Raw genomic sequence first — 23434 nt, 5'->3', positions numbered from 1 at the left:
CGCGCATCGCGATAGCCCCGCCACGCATTCGTGATAGTCCGTCAGTCCAGCAGCCAGGCAAAGGCGCGGCGCAGTTGGGCCGTGCCATCCCGGTCATACCAACGCCCATGCGCAACGATCACGCGTTCGGGCGCCCAAGCGATCATGCGCTGCACCTGCGCGCGCAATTCGGCGCGGTGGCCGGCAAAACTCGCGCGCATGTCGCGTGGCATTGCCCCCGGCTCGGCGATGCCGCCCAGACGCACCAGCCCGCGCATCCACCAGGGCAGCGTGCGCAGTTCGAAATTCTCGATCAGGTCAGTCAGGATCAAGCTGGACGACGCGCGGTGAAAGAACACTGCTTCGGCATGCAAGTTGCTGCCGGTCACCACCATCTGGTCGACCTGCCCCGCCCAGTCGGGCGGCGCGTCCTGCCCAAGCGCGTGGTCTATCCGGAACGCGACATTGCGCGACGCCGCCCGCGCCGCAACACCCGGCGCCGCCCAGACCTGCGCCCCCGGCAGCGCGGCTTGCCATTCGGGCAAAGACGCGTAGTGAATCCAGTTCGGGGCCACGAGGTGGCGGATCGGGCCCAACTCTTCCAACTGCGCCTGCAAGGACGCGCTCCAGCGCGTCGGCGAATGCAGCCACAGATCGCCATTGGCCAGCCGCAGCGCGGTGGCGCGGGTCGGAAACGGCATCTTGTAAAAGCGGATCACCGGCCCATCCACCACCCAGATGTCCCGCGCCACCGGCTTGGGAGTATCGAGCGGCGGATAGGCCGGGCCGGTCATTCCACCACGGTGACGCTGGTCATAACGTCGGGCTGGCCCACCACGGCACCATTCTGGCCGCGGCCACGCTTGATGGCGTCAACCACGTCCATACCTTCGGTCACGCGGCCCACCACGGTGTATTGCCCGTTCAGGAAATGGCCCTCGTCGAACATGATGAAGAACTGGCTGTTGGCGCTGTCCGGGTTCTGGCTGCGCGCCATGCCCACCACGCCCCGGTCAAAGGGGATGTCAGAGAACTCGGCGTTCAGGTCGGGCTTGTCGGACCCGCCCATGCCGGCCTGGCGCATGTCCTGGCCCATCTTGCCGAATTGGACATCGCCCGTCTGTGCCATGAACCCCTCGATCACGCGGTGGAATACCACCCCGTCATAAGCGCCTTCGGCCGCAAGGGCGGCGATCCGTTCGGCATGGCCCGGCGCCACGTCCTCGAGCAGGTCGATGGTGATGGTGCCGTTGGCCTCGCCCTCGACCTTAATGGCGATCCCGGTCGCGGCGGCGGGGCTGGCGGCCAGCGCCAGCAAAAGGGCAAGTTTACGCATCCGAGGCCACCTTGACACTGATCATCCGGTCGGGGCTGGCCGGCGGCTCGCCGCGCGCGATGGCATCTACGTGTTCCATGCCCGAAATCACGCGACCATAGACGGTGTATTGCCCGTTCAGGAAATGGTTGTCCTTGAAGTTGATGAAGAACTGGCTGTTGGCCGAATTCGGGTTGGCCGAACGGGCCGCGCCCAGCGTGCCCCGGTCATGCGGCAGCTTGGAAAACTCGGCCGGCAGATCGGGCAGGTCGCTGCCGCCGGTGCCCGCGCGGGCGGGGGTGTAATCGGTTTCCATGTTGGCGAATTGCACATCGCCGGTCTGCGCCATGAAACCGTCGATCACGCGGTGAAAGGCCACGTTGTCATACTTGCCGGCGCGGGCCAGCTCTTTCATCCGCTCGGCATGCTTGGGCGCCACGTCGGGCAGCAGTTGAATGGTGACGGTGCCGCCTTTCAGCTCCATCAGGATCGTGTTCTCGGGGTCGGTGATCTCGGCCATCGGGCCCTCCTTTTCAGATGTTTGCGCAAACCTAGGCGCGCGCGCCGCGAAAGCCAAGCGCAGAGGTTGACGCACGCGCGCCATCGCGCCATGAGACGCCCGACACAGCCGCAGCAATGGATGGGATCATGGCCTGGAACACGCTGGACGACATCGACCTGGCGGGCAAGCGCGTGCTTGTGCGCGTCGACATCAACGTGCCGGTCGAGGATGGCGTGGTGACCGATGCCAGCCGGATCGAACGGATCGTGCCGACGGTGCTGGATATCCTGGCCAAGGGGGGCCACCCGATGCTGATCGCGCATTTCGGTCGCCCCAAGGGCAAGGTGGTGCTGGACTTGTCGCTGCGGGTCTGCCTGCCCGCGCTGGAGGAAAAGCTGGGCCGCAAGGTGCGGTTCGTCGAAACGCTCGAAGCGGCCGAGAACCTGACCGAAGAGGCGCGCGACGCCGATGTGCTGCTGCTTGAGAATATCCGCTTCCACCCAGGAGAAGAGGCCAACGACCCCGCCTTCGCCGCCCGCCTGGCCGAGCTGGGCGATGTCTATTGCAACGATGCGTTTTCCGCCGCGCATCGTGCACATGCCTCGACCGAGGGTCTGGCGCGGCTCCTGCCGTCTTGCGCGGGCCGCCTGATGCAGGCCGAGCTTGAGGCGCTGGAGGCCGCGTTGGGCGCGCCCGCGCGCCCGTTGGTGGCGGTCGTGGGCGGGGCCAAGGTCTCGACCAAGCTGGACCTGCTGGGCAACCTGGTGGAAAAGGTCGACCAGCTGGTGATCGGCGGCGGCATGGCGAACACCTTTCTGGCCGCACAGGGAATCGGCGTTGGCAAATCGCTTTGCGAGCATGACATGGCGGACACCGCGGCACAGATCATCGCGAAGGCACAAGCCACCGGCTGCGAGATCATCCTGCCAGCGGACGTGGTGGTTGCGCGCGAATTCGCCGAGGGCGCGGCAAACGAAACCGTACCCGCCACCGAATGCCCCGACGACGCGATGATACTGGATGCCGGGCCGCAAAGCGTGACACGCATCATCACGGCGCTGGAAGCGGCCAGGACATTGATCTGGAACGGTCCGCTGGGCGCCTTTGAAATCGCACCTTTCGACGCGGCCACCAACGCCGCCGCGGCCCGCGCCGCCGAACTGAGCGCCGAGGGCAAACTGGTGTCGGTCGCCGGGGGCGGCGACACCGTGGCCGCGCTGAAACGCGCCGGCGCCGCCGATCGCTTTACCTATATATCGACCGCCGGGGGCGCCTTCCTGGAATGGATGGAGGGCAAACTGCTGCCCGGTGTCGCCGCCTTGGACAAGGTGACGTAACCCCCGCGCGCGCCCGCGTTAGCGCCACCATAATTGCAACCCCTGCGCGCCTGTCCTAGACACTGGCGCAAGATTTGATCGCAACGACACTGTAACAGGACATAGTCACCATGAACGCGGCACAGGCTGAAAAGATCACGACCGGCAAGGGTTTCATAGCGGCGCTCGACCAGTCGGGTGGCTCGACCCCCAAGGCATTGCGGCTTTATGGCGTGGCCGAGGACGCCTATTCCAACGATGCCGAGATGTTCGACCTGGTGCACCAGATGCGCACCCGTATCGCGCAGGCACCCGCCTTCAACGGGGACAAGGTGCTGGGTGCGATCCTGTTCGAAATGACCATGGATCGCGAGATGGACGGCATGCCGACCCCGCAATACATGTGGGAAAGGCGCGGGGTCGTGCCGTTCCTGAAGGTCGACAAGGGGCTGGACGCGGAAAAGGACGGCGTGCAGATGATGAAGCCGATGCCCGAGTTGGACGCGCTGCTGGCGCGCGCCGTGAAGGCGGGGATCTTCGGCACCAAGATGCGCTCGGTCATCAACGCGGCCTCGGCGCCCGGCATCCGCGCGGTGGTGGCGCAGCAATTTGAAATCGGCCGCCGGATCCTGGCGCACGGTCTGGTGCCTATCATCGAACCCGAGGTGACGATTTCGATCGCCGACAAGGCCGAGGCCGAGGATATCCTGCTGGCCGAGCTTCTGGCTCATCTCGACGCGCTGCCCGAAGAGCAGCAGGTCATGCTGAAACTGACCTTGCCCGAGGTGGCGAACCTCTACAAACCGCTTGTCGACCATCCCCGCGTGATGCGCGTCGTGGCCCTGTCGGGCGGCTACAGCCGGGACGAGGCCAACGACCGGCTGTCGAAGAACACCGGCATGATCGCCAGCTTTTCGCGCGCGCTCACCGAGGGGCTGAGCGCAGGGCAGACCGACGAGGCGTTCAACGCGACCATCGCGGCCTCGATCGAGAGCATCTACAACGCCTCGGTCGCGGGCTGAGGCCACCGGGCTTGCGGGCGTGCAGCGCCCGCCCGGACCAGGGGGCGCTGCCCCCTCTTGGCCCGTGCCGGGCCAATTCACCCCCGGGGTATTTCCGGCAAGAGGAAGCCCCGGGCCGCGATTAGGCACCGCGCATTTGTACCACGAGGCCCTTGTAGGCATCGGCGACCACCGCATCGGCGGCTTCCAGGAACCGCGCGATCAGGCGCGGATGGCCAAGACTGCGCCGCCAGGCGACACCGACCGTGCGGGTCATGACCGGATGAAAAGGCACCGCCACCACGTCGGTGTCATGCGCCGGCATTTCCGAGCGCAGGTATAGTGCCGGCAGCAGCGTGGCCCCCATGTTCATCGCCACCATTTGCCGCAACGCATCAAGGCTGGTGCCTTCGTATTCGCTGCGCAGCCGCGCGCCGGTATCGCGGCACAGGCGGGTAATCTGCCCGTGCAGAGCATGGGCCGGCCCAAGCGAGAGCATGTCGAGCCCGGCCAGGTCGGCGGTGCCAACGCGCGCCCGCGCCGCCAGCGCGTGATCGCGGGCCACGGCCAGGAAAAGCGGTTCGCGGTAAAGCGGGCGCAGGCTGAGATCGGCCGCCGCGAGGGGCAATTGCGTGACGACAAGGTCATGGGCACCGGCCAGCAGATCCTCGATCATGTCGCGGGGCGGGCCGTCGCGGGCGAGCAGTTTCAGCTCGGGATGCGTTTCGTGCAGGTGGCGGAGGATTCCGGGCAGCATGTAGGGGCCAATGGTGGGCGTCGCCCCCAGCCGCAACGTGCCCGTCACACCGGCATCAAGCGATCGCGCCAGCGCGGCCAGGTCCTCGGCCTGGGCCAGGATGTCGCGCGCCCTTGGCAGGATTTCCCGCCCCGCCGGTGTGAGCACAAGCCCGCCACGGCGGCGTTCGACAAGGCGCTGGCCGACGCGGTTTTCCAAGGCGGCGATCTGAAGGCTGAGCGACGGTTGGCTGATGCCCAGCCGCTCGGCGGCGCGGCGATACTGCCCGTTATCGGCCAGGGTCACGAAATAGCGCAGCTGGCGCATTGAGGGCAGATCGGGCGGCACGCCCATGTATAGGTTTTTCCTATGGATAAACTCGTCCCATTAGCCTGAATATCTGCCCAATCTCTTCCCATATCAAGGTGCACAGGTGAACCGAAACGGGAGGTCAGGATGAAACATTCAGTGTTGGATCGTGTTGCCAGCATTTCCGCGCGGGTTGCGGCCCTGAACAGGCGCAAGGCAGACTTGGAGGAGGAGATCGCGGCCGAAGAGCTGCGCCCCGCCCCGGACGGGTTGCGCCTGCGGCAATTGAAGGCGCGCAAGCTGCGCATCCGCGACCAGTTGGCGCGTTACGATGGCGTGTTGCGCACGCTCAAGCCGCTGGCCGGCCACGCAGCGGCGCGGCGCGGAGGCCTTGCATGATGGCGCCCGGAAGATGTCGCGCAGGCGTCGGGGCTGTTTCACGGCCGCGATCTTGACGAGCTGGCCCGCGCCTGCCGCGACAGGGCCGCACCGGAAAAGCCCCAGCTTCGTGTCATCAACGGCGGGCGCCGCCAGTGCCTGGCGGGAAAGACCGGGGTGCAAGAGCTTGCGCCCCCGGTCACCCCCTAGCCCAGCCGCGCAAGGATGCCGTCGATGTCGATGCCCGAGACCGCCCCCGGCACATGCCCGCGCTGCCCCTCCAGTCGCGTGGCGATAAAGCCCTCGGCCACGGGCACGGATTCAAGTTCCAGAAGGTAGGCCGCGGCCAGAAGGTTGGCCGCGCTTTCGGCGAACCAGCGCGCCTCGGCTTCGGGCGGCAGCGCAGGCCAGCGCGTCTGGTGCGCCCTGAGCGCCGCGTCGTAGCGCGGATCGCGCCCGATCACCGATTGCAGCCGGGTCATCAGCCCCTCGGTGGCCAAGGGTTCCTTGACAAGCGTGCGCAGGATATCCAGGCAGATCACGTTGCCCGACCCTTCCCAGATGCCGTTCAACGGCGCCTCGCGATAGAGCATCGGCATCGGCGTTTCCTCGATATAGCCCATGCCGCCCAGGCACTCCATCGCCTCGACGATCATCACCGGCGCGCGCTTGTTCGAGATGAACTTGGCCAGCGCGACGCTGATCCGGGCAAAGGCGCGGTCGGCCTCGCTGGTGCCGTCAAAGGCGCGCGCGGCGCCGAAGGCAAGCGCGGTCGCGGCTTCGACCTCCAGTGCCAGGTCGGCCATCACGGCCCGCATCAGGGGCTGGTCGATCAACCGGCGCTGAAAGGCCGCGCGCCCCGAGACCCACCAATACGCCTCGTCCAGCGCCGCGCGCATCAGCCCGGCGGGCGCCATGGCTGTATCCAGCCGGGTATGATGGACCATTTCGATGATGGTCTTGACGCCCTGCCCCTCCTCGCCCAGGCGATAGGCCACCGCGTCGTGATACTCGATCTCGGAAGAGGCATTGGCGCGGTTGCCCAGCTTGTCCTTGAGCCGCATGAGATGCATCGTGTTGCGCCCCTCCTCCAGCCAGCGCGGCACCAGGAAACAGGTCAGCCCGCCGGGCGCATGGGCCAGCGTCAGAAAACCGTCGCACATCGGCGCCGAGCAGAACCATTTATGCCCGCGCAACGTGTAATGATCGCCATGCGGGGCGGCCGTGGTCGCGTTGGCCCGCACGTCTGACCCGCCCTGCTTTTCGGTCATCGCCATGCCCATGGTCGCGGCGCGTTTCCGGCCCACGGGAGCAATCGACGGATCATAGACGCGCGCCGTCAGCCGCGGCACCCAGGTTTCCGCCAGCGCTGGGTTGTCGCGCAGCGCCGGAACGGCGGCATAGGTCATGGTCAACGGACAGGAAATGCCGGGTTCGAGCTGCGCCATGTAATAGACAAGCCCCGCATGGGTGGCATGTCCGCCCGGTGCATCCTCCCACGGTCGCGCCGCGTAGCCCAGCGTCATGCCAAGATCCATGATCGCGTGATAGCCCGGGTGAAACTCGACCTCGTCGCGGCGCCGGCCGGACCGGTCGAACACATGCAGGCGCGGCGCGTCGCGGCGGGCGTTCTCGGCATGCTGGCGCATCTCGTCGCGGCCCATCAGGCGGCCGGCCTCGGCCAGCGCCGTGGCATCTGCACCGGCCCATCGCGCGGCGGCACGCAGCGCGGTATCGCCTGACCACAGGTCGCGGTCGGCACGGGGTTCGGGCTGGTTGGTGACGTCGTGCGTGGCAAGTTGGCTGTGGGGTGCGGTTGTCATTCTGGCTCCTCCTGCCGCCAGAATGCCAGCGGCGCGGCCATCACGCCAGTTTTACGCGGCGTTCCGGCCGGCCCCGGGCGGGAAAACACAGGGCCGGTGCGATTTGGGGGATTCACAGCACAAGACGATTGTGGCACAGTCTTTTCAATGTGCGCGCTAGCCGCACGATCAGAGGCAGAAACGTGCGCGCTAGCCGCACGATCAGAGGCAGAAACGGCAGTATCATGGCACGGCGCAAGACCCCCGCTCTTGGCATCCTGGCTTTCTTCGCGGTGGCGTTCTCGATGGGCGCCTATTTCGCCTTTGCCGCGGTGCAAGGCGATTACGGCCTGTTCCGCCGCGCCGAGATCCAGGCTGACAGCACCACCCTTGAGGCCGAGCTAGACCGGCTGGAGGCGCAAGTGGCGCGCATGGAAAACCTGACCCGCCGCCTGTCTGACGACTATCTGGACATCGACCTGCTGGATCAACAGGCGCGCGACGTGCTGGGCCTGCTGCGATCGGACGAGATCGTCATTCGCTGACCGAACGGCCCGCGCAACGCAGGCGCCGCGGGAATTTCCACTCGCATGACACGGCAGAATGCTGTATGGAATAGTTTAACGCTAAACTATTGCCATTCGCGAAGGGAGGCGCAGCATGGCTGCCAGAAAAACCCAAGCCAAACCGAATGTTTCCGCCGACGAGCTGAAACAGTTTTACCGTGACATGCTGCTGATCCGGCGATTCGAGGAAAAGGCCGGCCAGCTATACGGCATGGGCCTGATCGGCGGGTTCTGCCACCTCTATATCGGGCAGGAGGCCGTTGTTGTCGGGCTCGAAGCCGCGGCTGAAGAGGGCGACAAGCGCATCACCACCTATCGCGACCACGGACACATGCTGGCCTGCGGGATGGACCCGGACGGCGTCATGGCCGAACTGACCGGCCGCACCGACGGCTATTCCAAGGGCAAGGGCGGCTCGATGCACATGTTCTCGACCGAGAAGGATTTCTACGGTGGGCACGGCATCGTCGGTGCCAACGTGCCACTGGGTGCGGGCCTCGCCTTCGCCGACAAGTACCTGGAAAACGACCGCGTCACCTTTACCTATTTCGGCGATGGCGCGGCCAACCAGGGCCAGGTCTATGAAACCTTCAACATGGCCGCGCTGTGGGACTTGCCGGTGATCTTCGTGATCGAGAACAACCAGTATGCAATGGGCACGGCGCAGAAGCGATCAACCTCGACCGGCGACATCTTCACCCGCGGCGAGGCCTTCGGCATCCCCGGCGAAGCGGTTGACGGGATGGATGTTCTGGCGGTGCGCGATGCCGGCGTGAAGGCGGTGAAACACTGCCGCGCGGGCAAGGGCCCCTATATCCTGGAAATCAAGACGTACCGCTATCGCGGCCACTCGATGTCGGACCCCGCGAAATACCGCAGCCGCGAAGAGGTGCAGAAAATTCGCGAGGAAAAGGACGCCATCGAACATGTGCGCGACCTATTGCTGCAGGGCAAGCACGCCTCCGAGGACGATCTGAAAGCGATCGACAAGGAAATAAAGGGAATCGTCAACGCCAGTGCCGATTTCGCCAAGGAAAGCCCCGAACCCGCGCTGGACGAGCTGTGGACGGACATTTACGCCGACGCGGCGCCGCAGAACGCGTGACGGGAGGAGATTGAGACAATGGCAACCAAAATCCTGATGCCCGCCCTCTCGCCCACCATGGAAGAGGGCACATTGGCCAAGTGGCTGGTCAAGGAAGGCGACACGGTCAAGGCCGGTGACATCCTGGCCGAGATCGAAACCGACAAGGCCACGATGGAATTCGAGGCGGTCGACGAAGGCACCATCGGAAAGATCGTGGTGTCCGAAGGCACCGAGAACGTGAAGGTCAACAGCCCCATCGCCGTTCTGCTGGAAGAGGGCGAAAGCGCCGATGACCTCGACGCCGAGGCCGGCGCGCCGGACGAAGGCGCCGCCACCGGGAAAGATGCCGACAAGAACACGTCGGACACGCCCGATGCCGCTCCGGCCCAGGCAAATCGCGCCCCGCGCGACGAGGCCACGGCCGAGGCGCCGCAACCCGACCGCAGCCCGGACTGGCCCGAGGGCACCGAGCTGAAAAAACAGACCGTGCGCGAGGCGCTGCGCGATGCCATGGCCGAGGAGATGCGCGCCGACAGCACCGTTTTCGTGATGGGTGAAGAGGTGGCCGAATACGAGGGCGCCTACAAGATCACCCAGGGCCTGCTGGACGAGTTCGGCGCCAAGCGCGTGATCGACACGCCCATCACCGAGCATGGGTTCGCCGGTGTCGGCGTCGGCGCCTCGTGGGGCGGCCTGCGCCCCGTGGTGGAGTTCATGACCTGGAACTTCGCCATGCAAGCCATTGACCAGATTATCAATTCGGCGGCCAAGACCCTGTACATGTCGGGTGGCCAGATGGGCAGCCCCATCGTGTTCCGTGGCCCCAACGGCGCCGCGGCCCGCGTGGCCGCCCAGCACAGCCAGGATTACGCCGCATGGTATGCGCAGATTCCCGGTTTGCGCGTGGTGATGCCCTATTCGGCCTCCGATGCGAAGGGTCTGCTGAAATCGGCGATCCGCGATCCGAACCCGGTCGTGTTCCTGGAAAACGAGATCCTTTACGGCAAGAGTTTCGACGTGCCGGTGATGGAGGATTTCACCATTCCTTTCGGCAAGGCCCGAACATGGCGCGAAGGCAGCGATGTGACGATCGTCAGCTTCGGCATCGGCATGACCTATGCGCTGGAAGCGGCCGACAAGCTGGCCGAAGACGGTGTCGAGGCCGAGGTGATCGACCTGCGCACCCTGCGCCCCATCGATTACGACACGGTGTTGGCCAGCGTGATGAAAACCAACCGCTGCGTCACCGTGGAAGAGGGCTGGCCGGTGGGCAGCATCGGCAACCATATCAGCTCGGTCATCATGCAGCGCGCGTTCGACTATCTCGATGCGCCGGTCGTGAACGTCACCGGCAAGGATGTGCCCATGCCCTATGCCGCCAATCTCGAACGCCACGCGCTGACCTCGGTCGACGAGGTGATCGAGGCGGTCAACCAAGTCACCTACCGCTAAGGAGGACGCGCGATGCCCACGGAAATCCTGATGCCCGCCCTGTCCCCCACGATGGAGGAAGGCACGCTGGCGAAATGGCTGGTCAAGGAAGGCGACACCGTGTCTGCCGGTGACCTGCTCGCCGAGATCGAAACCGACAAGGCCACGATGGAATTCGAGGCGGTCGACGAAGGCACCATCGGAAAGATCGTGGTGTCCGAAGGCACCGAGAACGTGAAGGTCAACAGCCCCATCGCCATATTGCTGGAAGAGGGCGAAAGCGCCGATGACATCGACGCCGAGCCCGGCGCGCCGGCCAAGCCCGCCGCCGCCCCCGCCAAAAGCGACAGCGACGAACGCCCGACCGACGATACCCCGGCGGTCGTCGCAAGCGCCCCACCCGCCCCAAAGACACCGGATGGCGAGCGCATTTTCGCCTCGCCCCTTGCGCGACGCATCGCCGCCGACAAGGGCCTGGACCTGGGCCAGATCAGGGGCAGCGGCCCCCGCGGCCGGATCATCAAGGCTGATGTGGAAGAGGCGGCGCAAGGCGAACGCCCGGCAAAGGCGACCCGCGACGCGGCCCCCGCATCGGGCGACAGCGCCCCCGCGCAGGCGCCCGCAGGGCTGGGCACGGATGCGGTGCTCAAGATGTACGAAGGCCGCGAGTTCGAAGAAATCAAGCTCGACGGGATGCGCCGCACCATCGCCGCGCGCCTGACCGAGGCCAAGCAGACCATCCCGCATTTCTACCTGCGGCGCGACATCCGGCTCGACCCGCTGTTGAAATTCCGTTCCGAGCTGAACAAGCAGTTGGAGCCGCGCGACGTCAAGCTGTCGGTCAATGATTTCATCATCAAGGCTTGTGCCCTTGCGCTGCAATCTGTGCCCACCGCCAATGCCGTCTGGGCAGGCGACCGGGTGTTGCAGTTGAAACCGTCGGACGTGGCCGTGGCCGTGGCGATCGAGGGCGGGCTGTTCACCCCGGTGCTGAAAGATGCCGAGGCGAAATCGCTGTCTGCGCTGTCGGCCGAAATGAAAGACCTGGCTGCCCGCGCCCGCGACCGGAAACTGGCACCCCATGAATACCAGGGCGGCAGTTTCGCCGTGTCGAATCTTGGCATGTTCGGGATCGACAATTTCGACGCGGTCATCAACCCGCCGCACGGCGCCATCCTGGCCGTGGGTGCAGGCGTGAAAAAGCCGGTCGTGGGTGCCGATGGCGAATTGACCAGCGCCACGGTGATGAGCGTCACGCTCAGCGTCGATCACCGGGTAATCGACGGTGCGCTGGGGGCAGAGCTGTTGCAGCACATCGTGGACAACCTGGAAAACCCGATGCTCATGCTGGCCTGACCACCGGCAGGCGCATGATGGCGCCACTGGGCGCTGTTTTTACCCGAAACAGCGCCCGGAACTGCCGCCGCGCGTCAGACCACCAGGTTCAGCGCCAGCCCGATCAGCAACCAGCCCCAGGCCAGCAGCGCCAGCCAGTACAGCACGGTATCCAGCAGGCCACCGTGCGAATGGTCATGCGCGTGCCCGCCATGCCCCCGCGCGCGCCAGGCAAGCCATCCGAACAACACCGTCACCGCGCCAAAGGCGAGGTTCAGCCAAAACGTATAATCGATGACAAACCGTTCACCCGGCGCCATCAGGCTTGCATCGCTCGGCTCGGGCACCAGCCCGGCCAATCCAAAGGCGTAGTGAACCGCCAGCGCAGTCAAGACCAGCGCAACCAGGAACACGAAGGCGATGTATAGCGCCATCTTCCAGCCGTAGTACTGCGCGTGCACCCGGATCACCGGGAACACCACGAGATCGGAAAAGATGAAGGCCATGATGCCCGCAACGCTGACGCCGTTGGCGAAGAGCAGCCCCGCCAAGGGTATATTGCCCATCGACCCGATAAAGGTGAAAAAGGCTGCCACCGGCCCGATGAACGCGTGTGATATGACCTGCCAGGTGGCCAGGTCTTCGGACCCGGTGCCGGGGAAAAGCCACGTGAAAAACGCCGGCGGCACGAAGGCCGCGATAATCCCCGCTGTCGCGAAGCCCACGGTCACATCCTTCCAGACCATGTGCCATTCACCCAGGTAGCCACGCGCCAGGATCTCCCAGCTACGCAGATCCCCCAGCAGCGACGAAACGGATAACGGCTCATCCTCGTCACCGGCTTCAAGCCGTTCCCGCACCTTGGTGATCAGCCGACCGGGCCGCGTCAGCCGCACCACCAGCCACATCACCAGGATCAGCACAACGCCACCGACATATTCGGCGACCACGAAATGCCAACTGAGAAAGACGGAAATCACGATGCCCAGCTCGATCACAAGGTTGGTCGACGCCAGAAGGAACGCCATCGACGGCACGAAGCCCGCCCCCTTGGCAAAAATCGCCCGGGTGCCCGCCAGTGCCGAGAAGCTGCAAGAAGAGGAAATGAAGCCGAACACGGTGCCCAGGGCCACGCCGCGCGCCTGGCTGTCGCCCATCGCGGCGCGCATCTGCGCGCGGCCAACGAATGTCTGGATCGCCGCGCTTATCACGTAGCCCAGCCCGAAGGCCCAGAACGCCATCCAGAAAAACCCGGCCGATGTCAAAGCTGCGTCAGCCCAAAGGTTGACGAAAGTCATGCAAACTCCATCCCGTACGCGCGGTTCGGTGCGTGTTTACGTGGCGTCCTTGAGGATCTGGTTCATGGTTACCGATGGCTGCGCACAGCCCGCCTCGCCCACCACCTTGGCCGGCACGCCGGCCACGGTTGTCTTGGGCGGAACGTCATGGAGCACGACCGACCCGGCCGCCACGCGCGAGCACTCGCCAATGCGTATATTGCCCAGGACCTTGGCCCCGGCCCCGATCAAGACACCGTCGGCAATCTTGGGGTGCCTGTCTTCTTCTTCCTTGCCGGTCCCGCCCAGCGTAACCGAATGGAGCATCGACACGTTGTCGCCCACCACCGCCGTTTCCCCGATCACGATAGAATGGGCATGGTCGATCATGATCCCGCGCCCGATACGCGCCGCCGGGTGGATATCGACACCGAAGGTTTCCGAAATGCGCATCTGGAAAAAATAGGCCATGTCGCGCCGGCCCTTTTGCCACAGCCAATGGGCGACCCGGTAGGCCTGGATCGCCTGGAAGCCCTTGAAGAACAACAAAGGTTGCAAGAAGCGATGGCAGGCCGGGTCACGGTCGTAAACGGCGGCGATATCGGCACGGGCGTCCTGGGCCAGCGATGGCATGTCCCTGTAGGCCGCGTCGCAGATTTCGCGAATCAACTGTTCCGACATCTCGCCGGAGGCGAGTTTCATTGCACAGCGATAGGCCAGCGCACATTCCAGCGTTTCATGATGCAGAACCGATGAATGGATCAGCCCGCCCAGCAATGGCTCTTCCTGCACGGCCTGTTCGGATTCATCGCGGATCTGTGACCAGACCGGGTCAATTTCGGCCAGTTTCTTGCGCGTTTCAGCCATCACGGTGCTCCTTTGCGTAGCTGGAGTGTACCAGATAGGCTGGAGCAGGGAAAACGCAATCCCGTTGTCACAAGGATCGTGATCATGACCGAGACCGAAATCGAGCGGTATCGCGCTTTGCTGTTAAGCCGCCTTGAAGAGATCGAAGACGCCGACGCGCTTGGCCGTGACGGGCAGGACGTGGTGATGCTCGATCAGCAGGCGATAGGGCGCCTGTCGCGCCAGGATGCGCTCATGAACCAGTCGATGGCAAAGGCCCAAAAGGCGCGCCGAAAGGCCGAGACCACGCGCCTTCGCGCCGCTCTCGGTCGCTTGGAAGATGGCGAATTCGGCTATTGCGTCGATTGCGGCGAAGAGATTTCGCCCAAGCGGCTGGAACTCGACCCGGCGACGCCGAAATGCATTTCCTGCGCGCAAGGATAAGTTTTGCGCGCCAGCAAGGCCGACAAAACCAACACCAGGCATTCCAGGTAGTCAGGCACGTGCAAACCGGGTTCATCGGGAAAACCGCCCCGACATGCAGCCGCGGCCAGCGTTCCGTCGCCCCATTGTGGATGCGCCCGGCCAAACCGCCGCCGATAAAGATCGGCGGCGCGGGTCCGGTCCAGGAGCGTTGCCAGAACGCGGCCGCGCTGGTCCGGCCCGTGCCGAATCAGGGCACGGGCCGCGGTGGTGACGTCACCATGCGTGATACGCCGCATGGTCAGGCCGCCTTCACTGCAAGCCGGGCAAAATATCCCGGCCCGACCGTGGCCGACACCTGTGCCACCGCGATCTCGTAAGGCTCTCCGCCGGTATCCGCCTCTTCCTCGTCGGGGTCATAAATCCAGGCGGGTTTCTTGATGTTCACCTCACGCAGGATGCGTCCCTGCTGTTCGACGCGCAGCAGGTAGCTTTCGCTTTCCTCGCCAAGCGGCACGTCCACACCGCCCCAACTGTCGCCACCGATACGGGTGCGCCGTATCCAGTCGACCTCGAGAACACCGCCCAGGTCCCGCCGCCCGCGCAAATGCACAGGCGCGTAGGGGCGCAAACCAACCCCATCAAATGCCAACCGGAACGCCGTGTAAGACGGGTCGTCGAACGGTCTCTGCGCCTGCCCAACCCGATAATGGCGCGCCAAACCGCGCGCGTTCGCTGGCAGCATCACCTGCTCGGGTGCGCGATCCATCAGCACGAACCGCGACCCCGCAGGCCAGACATTCGGCATCTGCCCGTCGCTCCCGAACTGACCACGCAAGAAGCGACGCAAAAGGAAACGGCGCGCGCCCAACGGTTCCACATGCTGGAATTGCAGCAACTCCCATTGATCGGCCGTGCCGGTGCCGATGGCCGCCAGGTTGGCGCCCGACAAAAGGGCCGCCTCGCCCACCGATTGCAGCTGACCGGCAATCAGGCGCACCTGCACATCATTGCCCCGATCCCATGACCCGACCGGGCCCGCCATGAGCGGCGTTTCCAGCACGCCCATGCTGGCACGCCCCGCCAACACCGTATCCAGCGCGAAATCGCTGTCGGTCGTGCTGGAATACACGGCCACGCTGCCCGGCCACGGACGGGCCGAAACGGCGATATGCGGGCTTTGCGGATCTTCATTCCCCCGTATGAGCGGCAAATCCATGAACTGCGCCTCGACCGGCACGGGCACCACGAAAGGCGACAATCGCGGCGCCACCTCTGCGATCTCGGCCGGGGCATAGGCGCCCGGGTCGATCCGCACCGCCTCGATCGTCTGAAACATTCCCTGTTCCACTCGGTCTATGCGAAACAGCCCCGCCTCCAACCTGAGCACATCACCTGCACCCACCGCCATGCGCGAGGGCGGCAACGCAAGGCGCAGCGTATCCCGCGCCACGCGTGCCTCGGCCAACCATCGTTCCAGAACCTGTCGTCCCTCGCGCCGGGTCATGACCACCGGCATTTCAGCGGTTGATACCGAATGGGTCTTCTGGTCAGGAAGAACCGCCTCTTCCGCGGCCACTTCGAAATTGGCATCCGTTTCGACGAACTGCAGCCGGACACGCCCCGACAACTCGGCCTCGGCCGCGCGGGTCAACTCCAGCGCACCGTCACTTTCGCCATTTTCGACCAGGGCGGCAGGTTCAACCTCCACCGCGTCGAACGCGGCCCGCATGATGAAACGAAGCACACCGTCCCGCTCAACCGCGTCAAAGCCATGGGCCAGCATCAGCGGCTGCAACAGCCCGCGTGCGGTTTCGACATCAGTCACACTATAGCCGCGCAAGATACCGTGCAGGTCATGCGTCTCGACATCGGGCAGACCGGCATTTGCGCAGATCTCCTCGACGACCGAGGCCAGCGAACGCGACGCCATGCGGCCACTGATCCAATGCCCCCGCGCATGGTTTTCACCGTCGCTCCAAAGCGCCTGGTTGCCCGGAAAGAACGGATATGGCCGCGTGTCATAAGCCCATACAAAGGCGCGGCGCATATCTAGCATGGGGCCATTGTAGATATCCGACACCGGGTTATGCGACGGATCGGCCCAGTATTCGTGAACCGCGCGCAGATACTGCCTTTGAATATAGTCATCGCGCCGACCATCCGAGAAATACGGAAGCGCCGACTCGGACGATTTTGCATCGAGGAACTTGTTGGGCTGGTTGGCGCCCTTGTCGATGGCGGCGCAGCCAAATTCGGTGAACCATATCGGTTTCGAACCGGGAACCCATGCCGTTGGCGTCGGTTGCCGCGTGCCGGCGATCCGCTCGTGATGCCGGTTTTCCCACCAGCCGCGCAGATCCTTGTAGCGCCAGATCCACGGTTCGTCATGGGCCTCGTCGGTGATGGGCGTGCGTATCTGGGCCTGCCGTGCCTCGTCGGAATGATAATACCAGTCGAACCCTTCACCACCGGCGACATTCGACTTTAGGTAACCGAGATCATAGATGCTTCCCCACTCCGCATCGGCATGATCTTTCGTGTCACGCCAATCGGACAGGGGCATGTAATTGTCGATCCCGATGAAATCTATGTTCGCATCCGCCCACAATGGATCAAGGTGAAAATAGCGGTCCCCACTGCCGTCCGCGGGCTGATAGCCGAAATATTCCGACCAATCGGCCGCATAGCTTATCTTTACGCCAGGCCCGAGCAACGCCCGGCACTCGCCCGCCAGTGCCTTCAGCGCCCTTACAAAGGGAAAGCCGTCATTCGCACCACGCAGCTGCGTCAACCCGCGCATTTCCGAGCCGATGCAGAACGCCTCGACCCCGCCCGCCGCCGCGCAAAGCGCCGCGTAATGCAGGATGAAGCGGCTGTAGCTCCACTCTTCGGGCCCTGTATATACCACGGTGCCACTCCCGATCGTGAAATCCGCCGCCACCACGGTGCCAACGAAATCCGACACCTCGCTATCGGCTGCCGCGGTCCGGTCGGATGTGCCCGCCATCCCCGGTGCCATCGCGCCGGTGATGCGGCCCCTCCATGGCAGGCGGGGTTGATCCGCGGCTCCTGTCCAGGGGTCTTTGCGCCCGTTCCCGTCCAGTTGTTCCATCAGGATGAACGGATAGAACAGAACGCTTCTTCCCTCTGACTGGATATGCCGAATGGCCTCGATCACCGCCTTGTCCGCCGGCGTCCCGCCATAGATCACGCTGCCGTTTTCTTGCGGCACCGACTGGGCCGCGCCGCGCGTCAAACCCGACACCCCCCATGGCATTTCCTCGCCGTCGAACTCGGTCTGTTCTACCTTCGGGCACAGGCTGCACTGGCCGGCGCGCAGATCATCGCCGAACCAGCTCACGATAAGCGAAGCGGCCTCGCAGCCCGGCAACTCAACACCAAGCGCCGTCATCGAAGTCGCCATATCCGTCTGCCCCGAGGGCGAGTTGACGTTTAGGCTGCGGCTTTCCCCCGGCCCGTACCGGGCCGTAACGCGCGTCGTGGCCAAGGCATATTCACCCGTCCCGGGCATCAAGGCAACGGCCCGTACGTCATGGGCAGGGTCCGACCGGGCCGGATCGCTCTCGGCCGGGCGCAAGACCTCGAAACTGAACTGGGGCACGCGGTTGCCGAAGTGTTCAAGCGCCAGGTCCTCGAACACGACATAGGCCGTGCCACGATAGGCAGGCACTGCCCCGGCCCCTTCGATCGCTTCGATTTTCGCGTCGGGCAATTGCGACGCCGACCCGTCATAGACCCGCATGTTCAGATCGTCGGGTGAAATCTCGGCCCCGTCCGCCCAGACTCGTAGAACACCGCCAATCCGGCCCTCGCACAAGGCGACCGCCAGGCTCACCGAATAGGTGTATGTGTCGGTCCTGGGCCGCGAGGGGGCCCCCTTGCCACCACCCGAGCTTGTCACCGTCTCTTCAAAGGCACTGGCCCAGATCACGTGGCCACCCACCCGAACACGGCCGAACACCTGCGCAACAGGTGCCCCCTCGCCGGCACCTGTCAGGCGAAAGCGGTCGGTTCGGCCGTGCTCGACCACGTCCGAGCCCTGCCCCATCAATCGTTGATCCAACACGCGGCCAAGGCTGGCCCCGGCAAAACGCCCCAACGCGACCGAGGACAAGCCCAGTGCACCTCCCCCGACCGAGCCGCCAATGGCAGCCCCGGCCGCCGACAAAACAATCGTCGCCATCTTCAATCCTCCAATTGGAACCGGAACCGCGCCACGATGCGCCGGGCCCATGGGGCGCTTAGCGGGCTTTCCACAACCGCGTGCCCCGAATACGCGTGTATGAACGTGGGCTGTTTGCCCGTGGTCGCGGCTATGCCGACATGCTTTGCGATCCCGCCCGCACGCATACGAAACAGCAGCACGTCACCCGGCGCCTGATCGGTCATGTCCACGCGCTGCAGGTATCGCGCGGCGGCATGCCACAGCACCTCCTCTTGCTGCGGCTCAGCCCAGTCGCGCGTGTAGGGCGGCACTTCTTCCGGCTCCTGGCCACGAACCTCGCGCCACACGCCGCGCAGCAGGCCAAGGCAATCCGTGCCGATGCCCTTGTGGCTTGCCTGATGCAGGTAGGGCGTGCCGATCCAACCGCGCGCCGCCTCGACGATCTTCCGGGTCATCGCAAACTCCCGCCACCAAGATTGCCCGAACGCGCCGGGAGGGCTGCCAGCCAGTCTTCGTTCGGAAGGTCGGGAAAGCCTTGGAAATTCAGGACGTTGTTGAACTTGAAGCGACAGGTATCGAATCGCTTGTCACACCCCGCCACCAGCCGCACCCGGTCCCCCGGCCGCAATTCGGCCCGCAACGCGACCCAGGGCACGATCAAGCGGCTTTCGGCACCGGGCGCATCGCGCTTGATCTGGCCGTGCAGGCCAATGGCGTCGCCATCGAGAATCTCGAACCGGCCCCGGCGAAACCAATCCGGCGCAAACCCGGGCAGCCGCGGGCATACCATCGCCCCGTCTTCGGAGATGTCCCTGATCTCGGTTTCGGTGACATAGCCCGGCGTGGACAGGTCGAACCCGCACGCCCCGTCACCCAGAACGGCCGAACAGGGTTTCTGGTAGACCCGGCCGACAGGCCGGTTCAACACCTCGGTCAGGCCGCGCAGTTCGGCCTGAAAGGCGCCGCCCCCGCGCTTGATTTCGCCAAGGCTGCCCCGAAACCGCACATGTCGCTGGCTGACATCGGCCCAGTTCACGATCCAGATACGCAACTCGGCACCGTCAAAGCGCCCCGCGTCGATATCCGCCGCACTGATGCCCGCATCGCTCAGCGCGCCCAGCGCCTCGGTGTTGTCGACAGACAGCCCGGTTGTCTGCTGCAAGGCGGCCGCCGTCAGCCCGCTATCGGCCCGAAACACGATTCCTTCGAATTCCAGGTCACGGTCATGATCGGTAAACCCGAGGATCAGGCCATCACCGCGCCGGATCGCCCAGGCATTGGCCAAGGTGGTCAGGCCCCGTTCGATATGCGATTGAAATGCGCCATCCATGCTTAAACCCTCACTTCCACGACAGGCACATTGGGCACGTCGCCTGCGCGAAAGCTTGCGACGCTGGTCTGGATGCGGTCCGTGTCAAACCGGACAGGCACATCGAACTCGAACCCGGCGGTGATCTCCATCCCGTCATTGGGGGGATGCGCGAAGGTGACGATGCCGGTCGCCACGTCGACCTCCCATTGCGTGCCCTCCTGCTGCGCGTCCGCCTCGATGCCGATCAGAACGCTTCCCAGCACCGGCTTGGTGATCGGTCGCCGGTAGCTCTGCTCTCCCGAACGATAGGTCTTGGCCAATTGAAACGCTGCCGACACCCCGTCGCCAACTGCGATGACCTGGTCCATGTAGCCGGGCTGCGCCGATGGCCGGCAGGACTTGAAATCCGACCAATCCTTCCAGCGAAATCCGTAAAGCTGGCCGTGCCGGGCCTCGAAGAAGGCAATCAGCAGTTCCACGTCGTCAAGCGAGCGCAGCCCAACCCCGGCGTCATAGCGTCGCCGCGAATGGGCCCAGGGGGTGTTGCGCTCTTCGAAACCGTTGGCCAGCGTCACCACGTCGGTGCGCCGCTCTGGCCCCCCGACAGAACCAAAGCTCAGGTTCGCCGGAAATCGTATCTCGTGAAATCCCATCTCTGTCTCCTCAACGGTTCCGCTGCGCACGGCCCAGCGCCCGGCTGATCTGCGTCGCGATCTGGCTTTGGCTGCGGCGGAAACTGTCTGCATCGGGTGACTGGATGTTCATCACCACGTTGATCGGGGCGCCTCCGGGCTGCGCCTTGACACCCAGGCTGCCATCGGCAGCGCGCGACAGGGGCATGATCGCCTCGGGGCCGGCTTCGCCCATCAGGCCCATGCCGCCGCGCATCCGAAAATGGGTGGGTCCGCCAACCACGCCGCCCCTGGCAAAGGGCATCACGCGTCCCTGGGCAAAACCGCCCCCCTTTTCAAAGGGCAGAATGCCCGACATCAACGCCCCCACCCCCTGCGACAGCATCGTGCCGAAATGATCGGTCACGGGCCTGACCGCCGCGGAATAGGCCGCACCGATCATCGACTGCGCCACGTCCTTCAGCGCATCCGACAACTTCATGCCGTCCAGCACCACCCCGTCGAACGCCCGGCGCAACCCCCGGCTCATGCCACGCTCCAGCGTTCGCACATCCTGCCCCGTGGCAGCAAAGGTGCTGCGGATACGCCGCATCTCGGCCTCGAACCCCGCAGCCATGCCGATGGCACCGGCCATGGATGTTTCCAACATCTCGATCTGGGTCTCGAAACTCTCAAGCTCTTTGAAATCAGTCATCTTGCACTCCCTTCCGGGTGTCGGGAAAGGCAGCCAGCATCTCTTCCAGCCGGTGCCGTCCCATCGGGGGGGCACTCGCGCCCTTCCCCAGCATCACCATCAGTTCGGCGGGTGTCAGCGCCCAGAATTGGTCAGGCGCCAGGCGCAGGCCGACCAGGCCGGCCCGCATCATGCCCGGCCAATCCAGCACGCTCATGTCCCCGCCTCCTCTGGCAGCACGAAGGCCGCCGCCAAAAGCTCGGCCGCCGCGCGCGCCCCGGCCATCGGGCCGCCCGCGATCTCGGCCCGGGCCAGGTGCCGGGCATCTCCGTGCCAGCCGCCCCCCCGCAACCCCGCCAACAGAAGCGCCAGCACGTCACGTGACGAGAATTTCCCGGCCTCGAACCTCTCGACCAGGGCCACCAGCGTGTCCGCACCCAGCGCATCTTCCAGTTCGGCCAACGCGCCAAGCGTCAGCTTCATCGCGTGACGCTCGCCATCCATGACAAGCGCCACCTCCCCTCGCCAACGGTTCACCATCACAGCGCCGTAAAGGTCAGCGCCCCGGCCGAGGCCAGCGCCATTTCATACGTGGCCTCGCCATCGTGGCTGCCCGCATATTCCAGCGCCGTGACCTGGAACGGGCCCTCGACGATACCGAAATCGGGAATGATGACCTGGAATGACGGAATCTCTCCATCAAAGAACAATTGCCGCGCGCGTTCATCGGTGTCGGCATCGCGAAACACGCCCGAACCACTGATCGAGGCGCTTTTTACACCGGCGCCCGCCAGCAACTCGCGCCAGCCACCCTGGCTTTCCAGGCTGGTGACATCCACGCTTTCCGCGTTGAAGCTGATGCGCGTCGCGCGCAACCCAACGACCGTGCCGAACTGGCCGTCTCCGGTCAGATCGACCTTGATCAGCAGGTCTTTTCCATTCTGTGCACCCATGGGTCTGTCTCCTGAATGATGGGTTAGTTTTCGTCGATGCGCGCGCGGAACAGGATATCGATCCGGCGCAACTGCCCAGTGCCCTCACGGCGGGCGCGCGCGCGCAGAAACCGCAGCGACACCAGCCGCCCGCGGCTCAGCGTCAGATCGGCATCGAGCAACGCATCGTTGACCGCCGCGGCAACCGTCTTGGCCTGATGGAAACCGGACTCATCCGAAACCACCGAAACGGTGAAGTCATGCCGTGCGCCGCCGCCCGTCTTGTCAGACGCGTCGCGCGCCTCCTCGGGGCCAAGGCTCACGTATAGCCGGGGCAAGCTGCCTGCCGGCACCACGTCGTAGATCGCGCCGCCCACCAACGCCGTCAAAGCCGGGTTGGCGCCAAGCGCCTGGAATACCGCCGCCTGCAAGGCCGCCGCCATGCCATAGCTCATGCCACCACCTCCTCTTGTGCAAAGCAGGTCAGATACCGCCCGCGCGGGTCGCGCTCGGCCACGGCCATAATGCGAAACACCCGGCTGCCTTCGCGGAACCGTTGCTCGGGGCGCGGCCGGGTCGTGCTGCCCACCGGCGCGGCACGCACGGTAATCCGGTAGCCCGTCAAGGACATCTGCGCACCGTCGCCCTCGCGTTCGCGGCCGGTGCGCGCCACCACCTCGGCCCAAAGAGTGCCCAGACCCACCCAGCTGCGCGTGAGACCGCCCGCCCCGTCCGGAGCCTCTACCGGGGTTTCCAGCGTCAGCGCGCGGGTCAGGTTCAGCCGCCCGCTCATGCTGCACCCCCGCCAAGCAGGCGCACGGTGCGATAACGTGCGATCAGACTGGTCACTCCAAAGGGCATGCACCCCGCACCCAGCGCCGTTTCGTCGCGATACTCGTAGTAATGCGCGGCCAGCAGCATCACCGCCTGGCGCAGGTCGGCCGGCAGGGCGTCGAAATCGCCCCCCATCCCCGCGTCAAAGCTGATGCGCACCGATCCGGCACGGGGAATGACCGGCAACAGGCTGGCCACGGGCAGCAGGCGCGGGCGCTGGGTGTCGGGTTCCAGCCGGTAAAGCGCCGGATCGACGCTCAATTCATCACCGTCCCGGTCAACCAGCGAAACCTCGGTAACAGCCGTGACAGGCGCCACCGGAAAGGGCTGCGCCGTAGCGTCGTGCCATGCCGACAGGGTCAGCTGAAAGCTGCGTGCCAACAGGATCTTCGCGGTGCGCGCCTCGATCGCCGCAAGGGCCGCGCGCAGGAACCCGGCCAGGATGACATCCTGCACCGCATCCTCTGCGAAACCGCGGCCCAGGCGCAGATGCGCCTTGAACGCATCCACGGGCAGCGCGTCCCCGGAAATCTCGGTCTGTTCCATCAACATCATGGAC

The 23434-nt window shown here is 65.1% G+C and carries 27 protein-coding genes; 8 read left to right on the top strand and 19 right to left on the bottom strand.

All coding sequences use genetic code 11. The features are described 5' to 3' along the window. Positions 1–41: 41 nt before the first annotated feature. The 3 genes from M8744_RS02765 to M8744_RS02755 are packed head-to-tail and all read right to left on the bottom strand — an operon-like array spanning position 42 to position 1814. A complete protein-coding gene (locus M8744_RS02765; protein ID WP_251409040.1) occupies positions 42–773 on the bottom strand; it encodes a DUF4336 domain-containing protein in 732 nt (243 codons plus the stop codon). After that, a complete protein-coding gene (locus M8744_RS02760; protein WP_251409038.1) occupies positions 770–1315 on the bottom strand; it encodes a peptidylprolyl isomerase in 546 nt (181 codons plus the stop codon). The genes M8744_RS02765 and M8744_RS02760 overlap by 4 nt, the downstream gene beginning before the upstream one ends. After that, positions 1308–1814: a peptidylprolyl isomerase gene (locus M8744_RS02755; RefSeq protein ID WP_251409036.1), complete on the bottom strand. Its 507-nt coding sequence runs from the start codon at positions 1812–1814 to the stop codon at positions 1308–1310. The genes M8744_RS02760 and M8744_RS02755 overlap by 8 nt, the downstream gene beginning before the upstream one ends. Positions 1815–1942: 128 nt before the next feature. On the opposite strand from M8744_RS02755, the gene M8744_RS02750 reads away from it, so the two are divergent. Beyond that, complete coding sequence (locus tag M8744_RS02750) at positions 1943–3133, top strand: phosphoglycerate kinase (protein WP_251410025.1); 1191 nt, start codon at positions 1943–1945, stop codon at positions 3131–3133. A 110-nt stretch (positions 3134–3243) separates the two neighbouring features. After that, a complete protein-coding gene (locus tag M8744_RS02745) occupies positions 3244–4134 on the top strand; it encodes a fructose bisphosphate aldolase (RefSeq protein WP_251409034.1) in 891 nt (296 codons plus the stop codon). A gap of 121 nt (positions 4135–4255) precedes the next feature. Here M8744_RS02745 and M8744_RS02740 read toward each other — a convergent pair whose 3' ends face one another. Beyond that, on the bottom strand, positions 4256–5203 hold the full coding sequence (locus M8744_RS02740; RefSeq protein ID WP_251409031.1) for a hydrogen peroxide-inducible genes activator: 948 nt from the start codon (positions 5201–5203) through the stop codon (positions 4256–4258). A gap of 102 nt (positions 5204–5305) precedes the next feature. Between M8744_RS02740 and M8744_RS02735 the strand changes: the two genes are divergently transcribed. Continuing rightward, positions 5306–5557: a DUF465 domain-containing protein gene (locus M8744_RS02735; protein ID WP_251409028.1), complete on the top strand. Its 252-nt coding sequence runs from the start codon at positions 5306–5308 to the stop codon at positions 5555–5557. Between the two features lie 185 nt (positions 5558–5742). Here M8744_RS02735 and M8744_RS02730 read toward each other — a convergent pair whose 3' ends face one another. Next, positions 5743–7359 carry an acyl-CoA dehydrogenase family protein gene (locus tag M8744_RS02730; protein ID WP_251409025.1) on the bottom strand — a complete coding sequence of 539 codons (1617 nt, stop codon included), beginning with the start codon at positions 7357–7359 and terminating at the stop codon, positions 5743–5745. 224 nt (positions 7360–7583) lie between these two features. On the opposite strand from M8744_RS02730, the gene M8744_RS02725 reads away from it, so the two are divergent. The 4 genes from M8744_RS02725 to M8744_RS02710 all read left to right on the top strand — a co-directional run bounded on the left by M8744_RS02725 (position 7584) and on the right by M8744_RS02710 (position 11778). Beyond that, the gene (locus tag M8744_RS02725; RefSeq protein ID WP_251409022.1) at positions 7584–7883 is read left to right on the top strand and encodes an FtsB family cell division protein; all 300 of its coding nucleotides are present in this window, start codon (positions 7584–7586) and stop codon (positions 7881–7883) included. Between the two features lie 115 nt (positions 7884–7998). Continuing rightward, positions 7999–9009, top strand: coding sequence for a pyruvate dehydrogenase (acetyl-transferring) E1 component subunit alpha (pdhA, locus tag M8744_RS02720; RefSeq protein WP_251409020.1), 1011 nt, complete (start codon positions 7999–8001; stop codon positions 9007–9009). Positions 9010–9027: 18 nt separating this feature from the next. Then, positions 9028–10443 (top strand): pyruvate dehydrogenase complex E1 component subunit beta, encoded by a 1416-nt coding sequence (locus M8744_RS02715; protein ID WP_251409017.1) that lies wholly within the window; start codon positions 9028–9030, stop codon positions 10441–10443. 12 nt (positions 10444–10455) lie between these two features. Then, entirely contained in the window at positions 10456–11778 is a 1323-nt protein-coding gene (locus M8744_RS02710) for a pyruvate dehydrogenase complex dihydrolipoamide acetyltransferase (RefSeq protein WP_251409014.1), read from the top strand. 74 nt (positions 11779–11852) lie between these two features. On the opposite strand, the gene M8744_RS02705 is transcribed toward M8744_RS02710, so the two are convergent. Together M8744_RS02705 and cysE are read right to left on the bottom strand one after the other, a co-directional pair. Continuing rightward, complete coding sequence (locus M8744_RS02705; protein WP_251409011.1) at positions 11853–13055, bottom strand: permease; 1203 nt, start codon at positions 13053–13055, stop codon at positions 11853–11855. A gap of 36 nt (positions 13056–13091) precedes the next feature. Then, entirely contained in the window at positions 13092–13901 is an 810-nt protein-coding gene (gene cysE, locus M8744_RS02700) for a serine O-acetyltransferase (protein ID WP_251409008.1), read from the bottom strand. 84 nt (positions 13902–13985) lie between these two features. On the opposite strand from cysE, the gene M8744_RS02695 reads away from it, so the two are divergent. After that, on the top strand, positions 13986–14324 hold the full coding sequence (locus tag M8744_RS02695) for a TraR/DksA family transcriptional regulator (RefSeq protein ID WP_251409005.1): 339 nt from the start codon (positions 13986–13988) through the stop codon (positions 14322–14324). On the opposite strand, the gene M8744_RS17860 is transcribed toward M8744_RS02695, so the two are convergent. Genes M8744_RS17860 through M8744_RS02640 form a run of 12 tightly spaced genes read right to left on the bottom strand, consistent with a single transcriptional unit; the run spans position 14234 to position 23430 of the window. Then, positions 14234–14602 (bottom strand): DUF7742 family protein, encoded by a 369-nt coding sequence (locus M8744_RS17860; protein WP_252409364.1) that lies wholly within the window; start codon positions 14600–14602, stop codon positions 14234–14236. The two genes, M8744_RS02695 and M8744_RS17860, sit on opposite strands and share 91 nt — an antisense overlap. A gap of 2 nt (positions 14603–14604) precedes the next feature. Then, the gene (locus M8744_RS02690) at positions 14605–18510 is read right to left on the bottom strand and encodes a baseplate multidomain protein megatron (RefSeq protein ID WP_251409002.1); all 3906 of its coding nucleotides are present in this window, start codon (positions 18508–18510) and stop codon (positions 14605–14607) included. Positions 18511–18512: 2 nt separating this feature from the next. Further along, on the bottom strand, positions 18513–18947 hold the full coding sequence (locus M8744_RS02685; protein ID WP_251408999.1) for an NlpC/P60 family protein: 435 nt from the start codon (positions 18945–18947) through the stop codon (positions 18513–18515). Continuing rightward, entirely contained in the window at positions 18944–19822 is an 879-nt protein-coding gene (locus tag M8744_RS02680; protein ID WP_251408996.1) for a phage/gene transfer agent baseplate hub protein, read from the bottom strand. Before M8744_RS02680 ends, M8744_RS02685 begins: the two co-directional genes overlap by 4 nt. Before the next feature lie 2 nt (positions 19823–19824). Next, entirely contained in the window at positions 19825–20457 is a 633-nt protein-coding gene (locus M8744_RS02675; protein WP_251408993.1) for a DUF2460 domain-containing protein, read from the bottom strand. Between the two features lie 10 nt (positions 20458–20467). Next, complete coding sequence (locus tag M8744_RS02670; protein WP_251408990.1) at positions 20468–21130, bottom strand: RcGTA-type gene transfer agent tail tape measure protein; 663 nt, start codon at positions 21128–21130, stop codon at positions 20468–20470. Further along, a complete protein-coding gene (locus tag M8744_RS02665; protein WP_251408987.1) occupies positions 21123–21326 on the bottom strand; it encodes a rcc01693 family protein in 204 nt (67 codons plus the stop codon). The genes M8744_RS02670 and M8744_RS02665 overlap by 8 nt, the downstream gene beginning before the upstream one ends. Further along, complete coding sequence (locus M8744_RS02660; protein WP_251408984.1) at positions 21323–21649, bottom strand: gene transfer agent family protein; 327 nt, start codon at positions 21647–21649, stop codon at positions 21323–21325. The genes M8744_RS02665 and M8744_RS02660 overlap by 4 nt, the downstream gene beginning before the upstream one ends. Continuing rightward, positions 21649–22062 (bottom strand): phage major tail protein, TP901-1 family, encoded by a 414-nt coding sequence (locus M8744_RS02655; RefSeq protein WP_251408981.1) that lies wholly within the window; start codon positions 22060–22062, stop codon positions 21649–21651. The genes M8744_RS02660 and M8744_RS02655 overlap by 1 nt, the downstream gene beginning before the upstream one ends. A 23-nt stretch (positions 22063–22085) precedes the next feature. Next, a complete protein-coding gene (locus tag M8744_RS02650) occupies positions 22086–22496 on the bottom strand; it encodes a DUF3168 domain-containing protein (protein ID WP_251408978.1) in 411 nt (136 codons plus the stop codon). Next, positions 22493–22834, bottom strand: a complete 342-nt coding sequence (locus M8744_RS02645) for a head-tail adaptor protein (RefSeq protein ID WP_251408975.1) — start codon at positions 22832–22834, stop codon at positions 22493–22495. Before M8744_RS02645 ends, M8744_RS02650 begins: the two co-directional genes overlap by 4 nt. Next, on the bottom strand, positions 22831–23430 hold the full coding sequence (locus M8744_RS02640; RefSeq protein WP_251408972.1) for a head-tail connector protein: 600 nt from the start codon (positions 23428–23430) through the stop codon (positions 22831–22833). Before M8744_RS02640 ends, M8744_RS02645 begins: the two co-directional genes overlap by 4 nt. Positions 23431–23434 lie beyond the last annotated feature (4 nt).

It is taken from the genome of Lutimaribacter degradans (genome assembly GCF_023703375.1).
Lineage (GTDB): Bacteria > Pseudomonadota > Alphaproteobacteria > Rhodobacterales > Rhodobacteraceae > Lutimaribacter > Lutimaribacter degradans.
The sequence above is the reverse complement of the archived record's forward strand: the minus strand, read 5'-3'. Positions and strand labels throughout refer to the sequence as shown.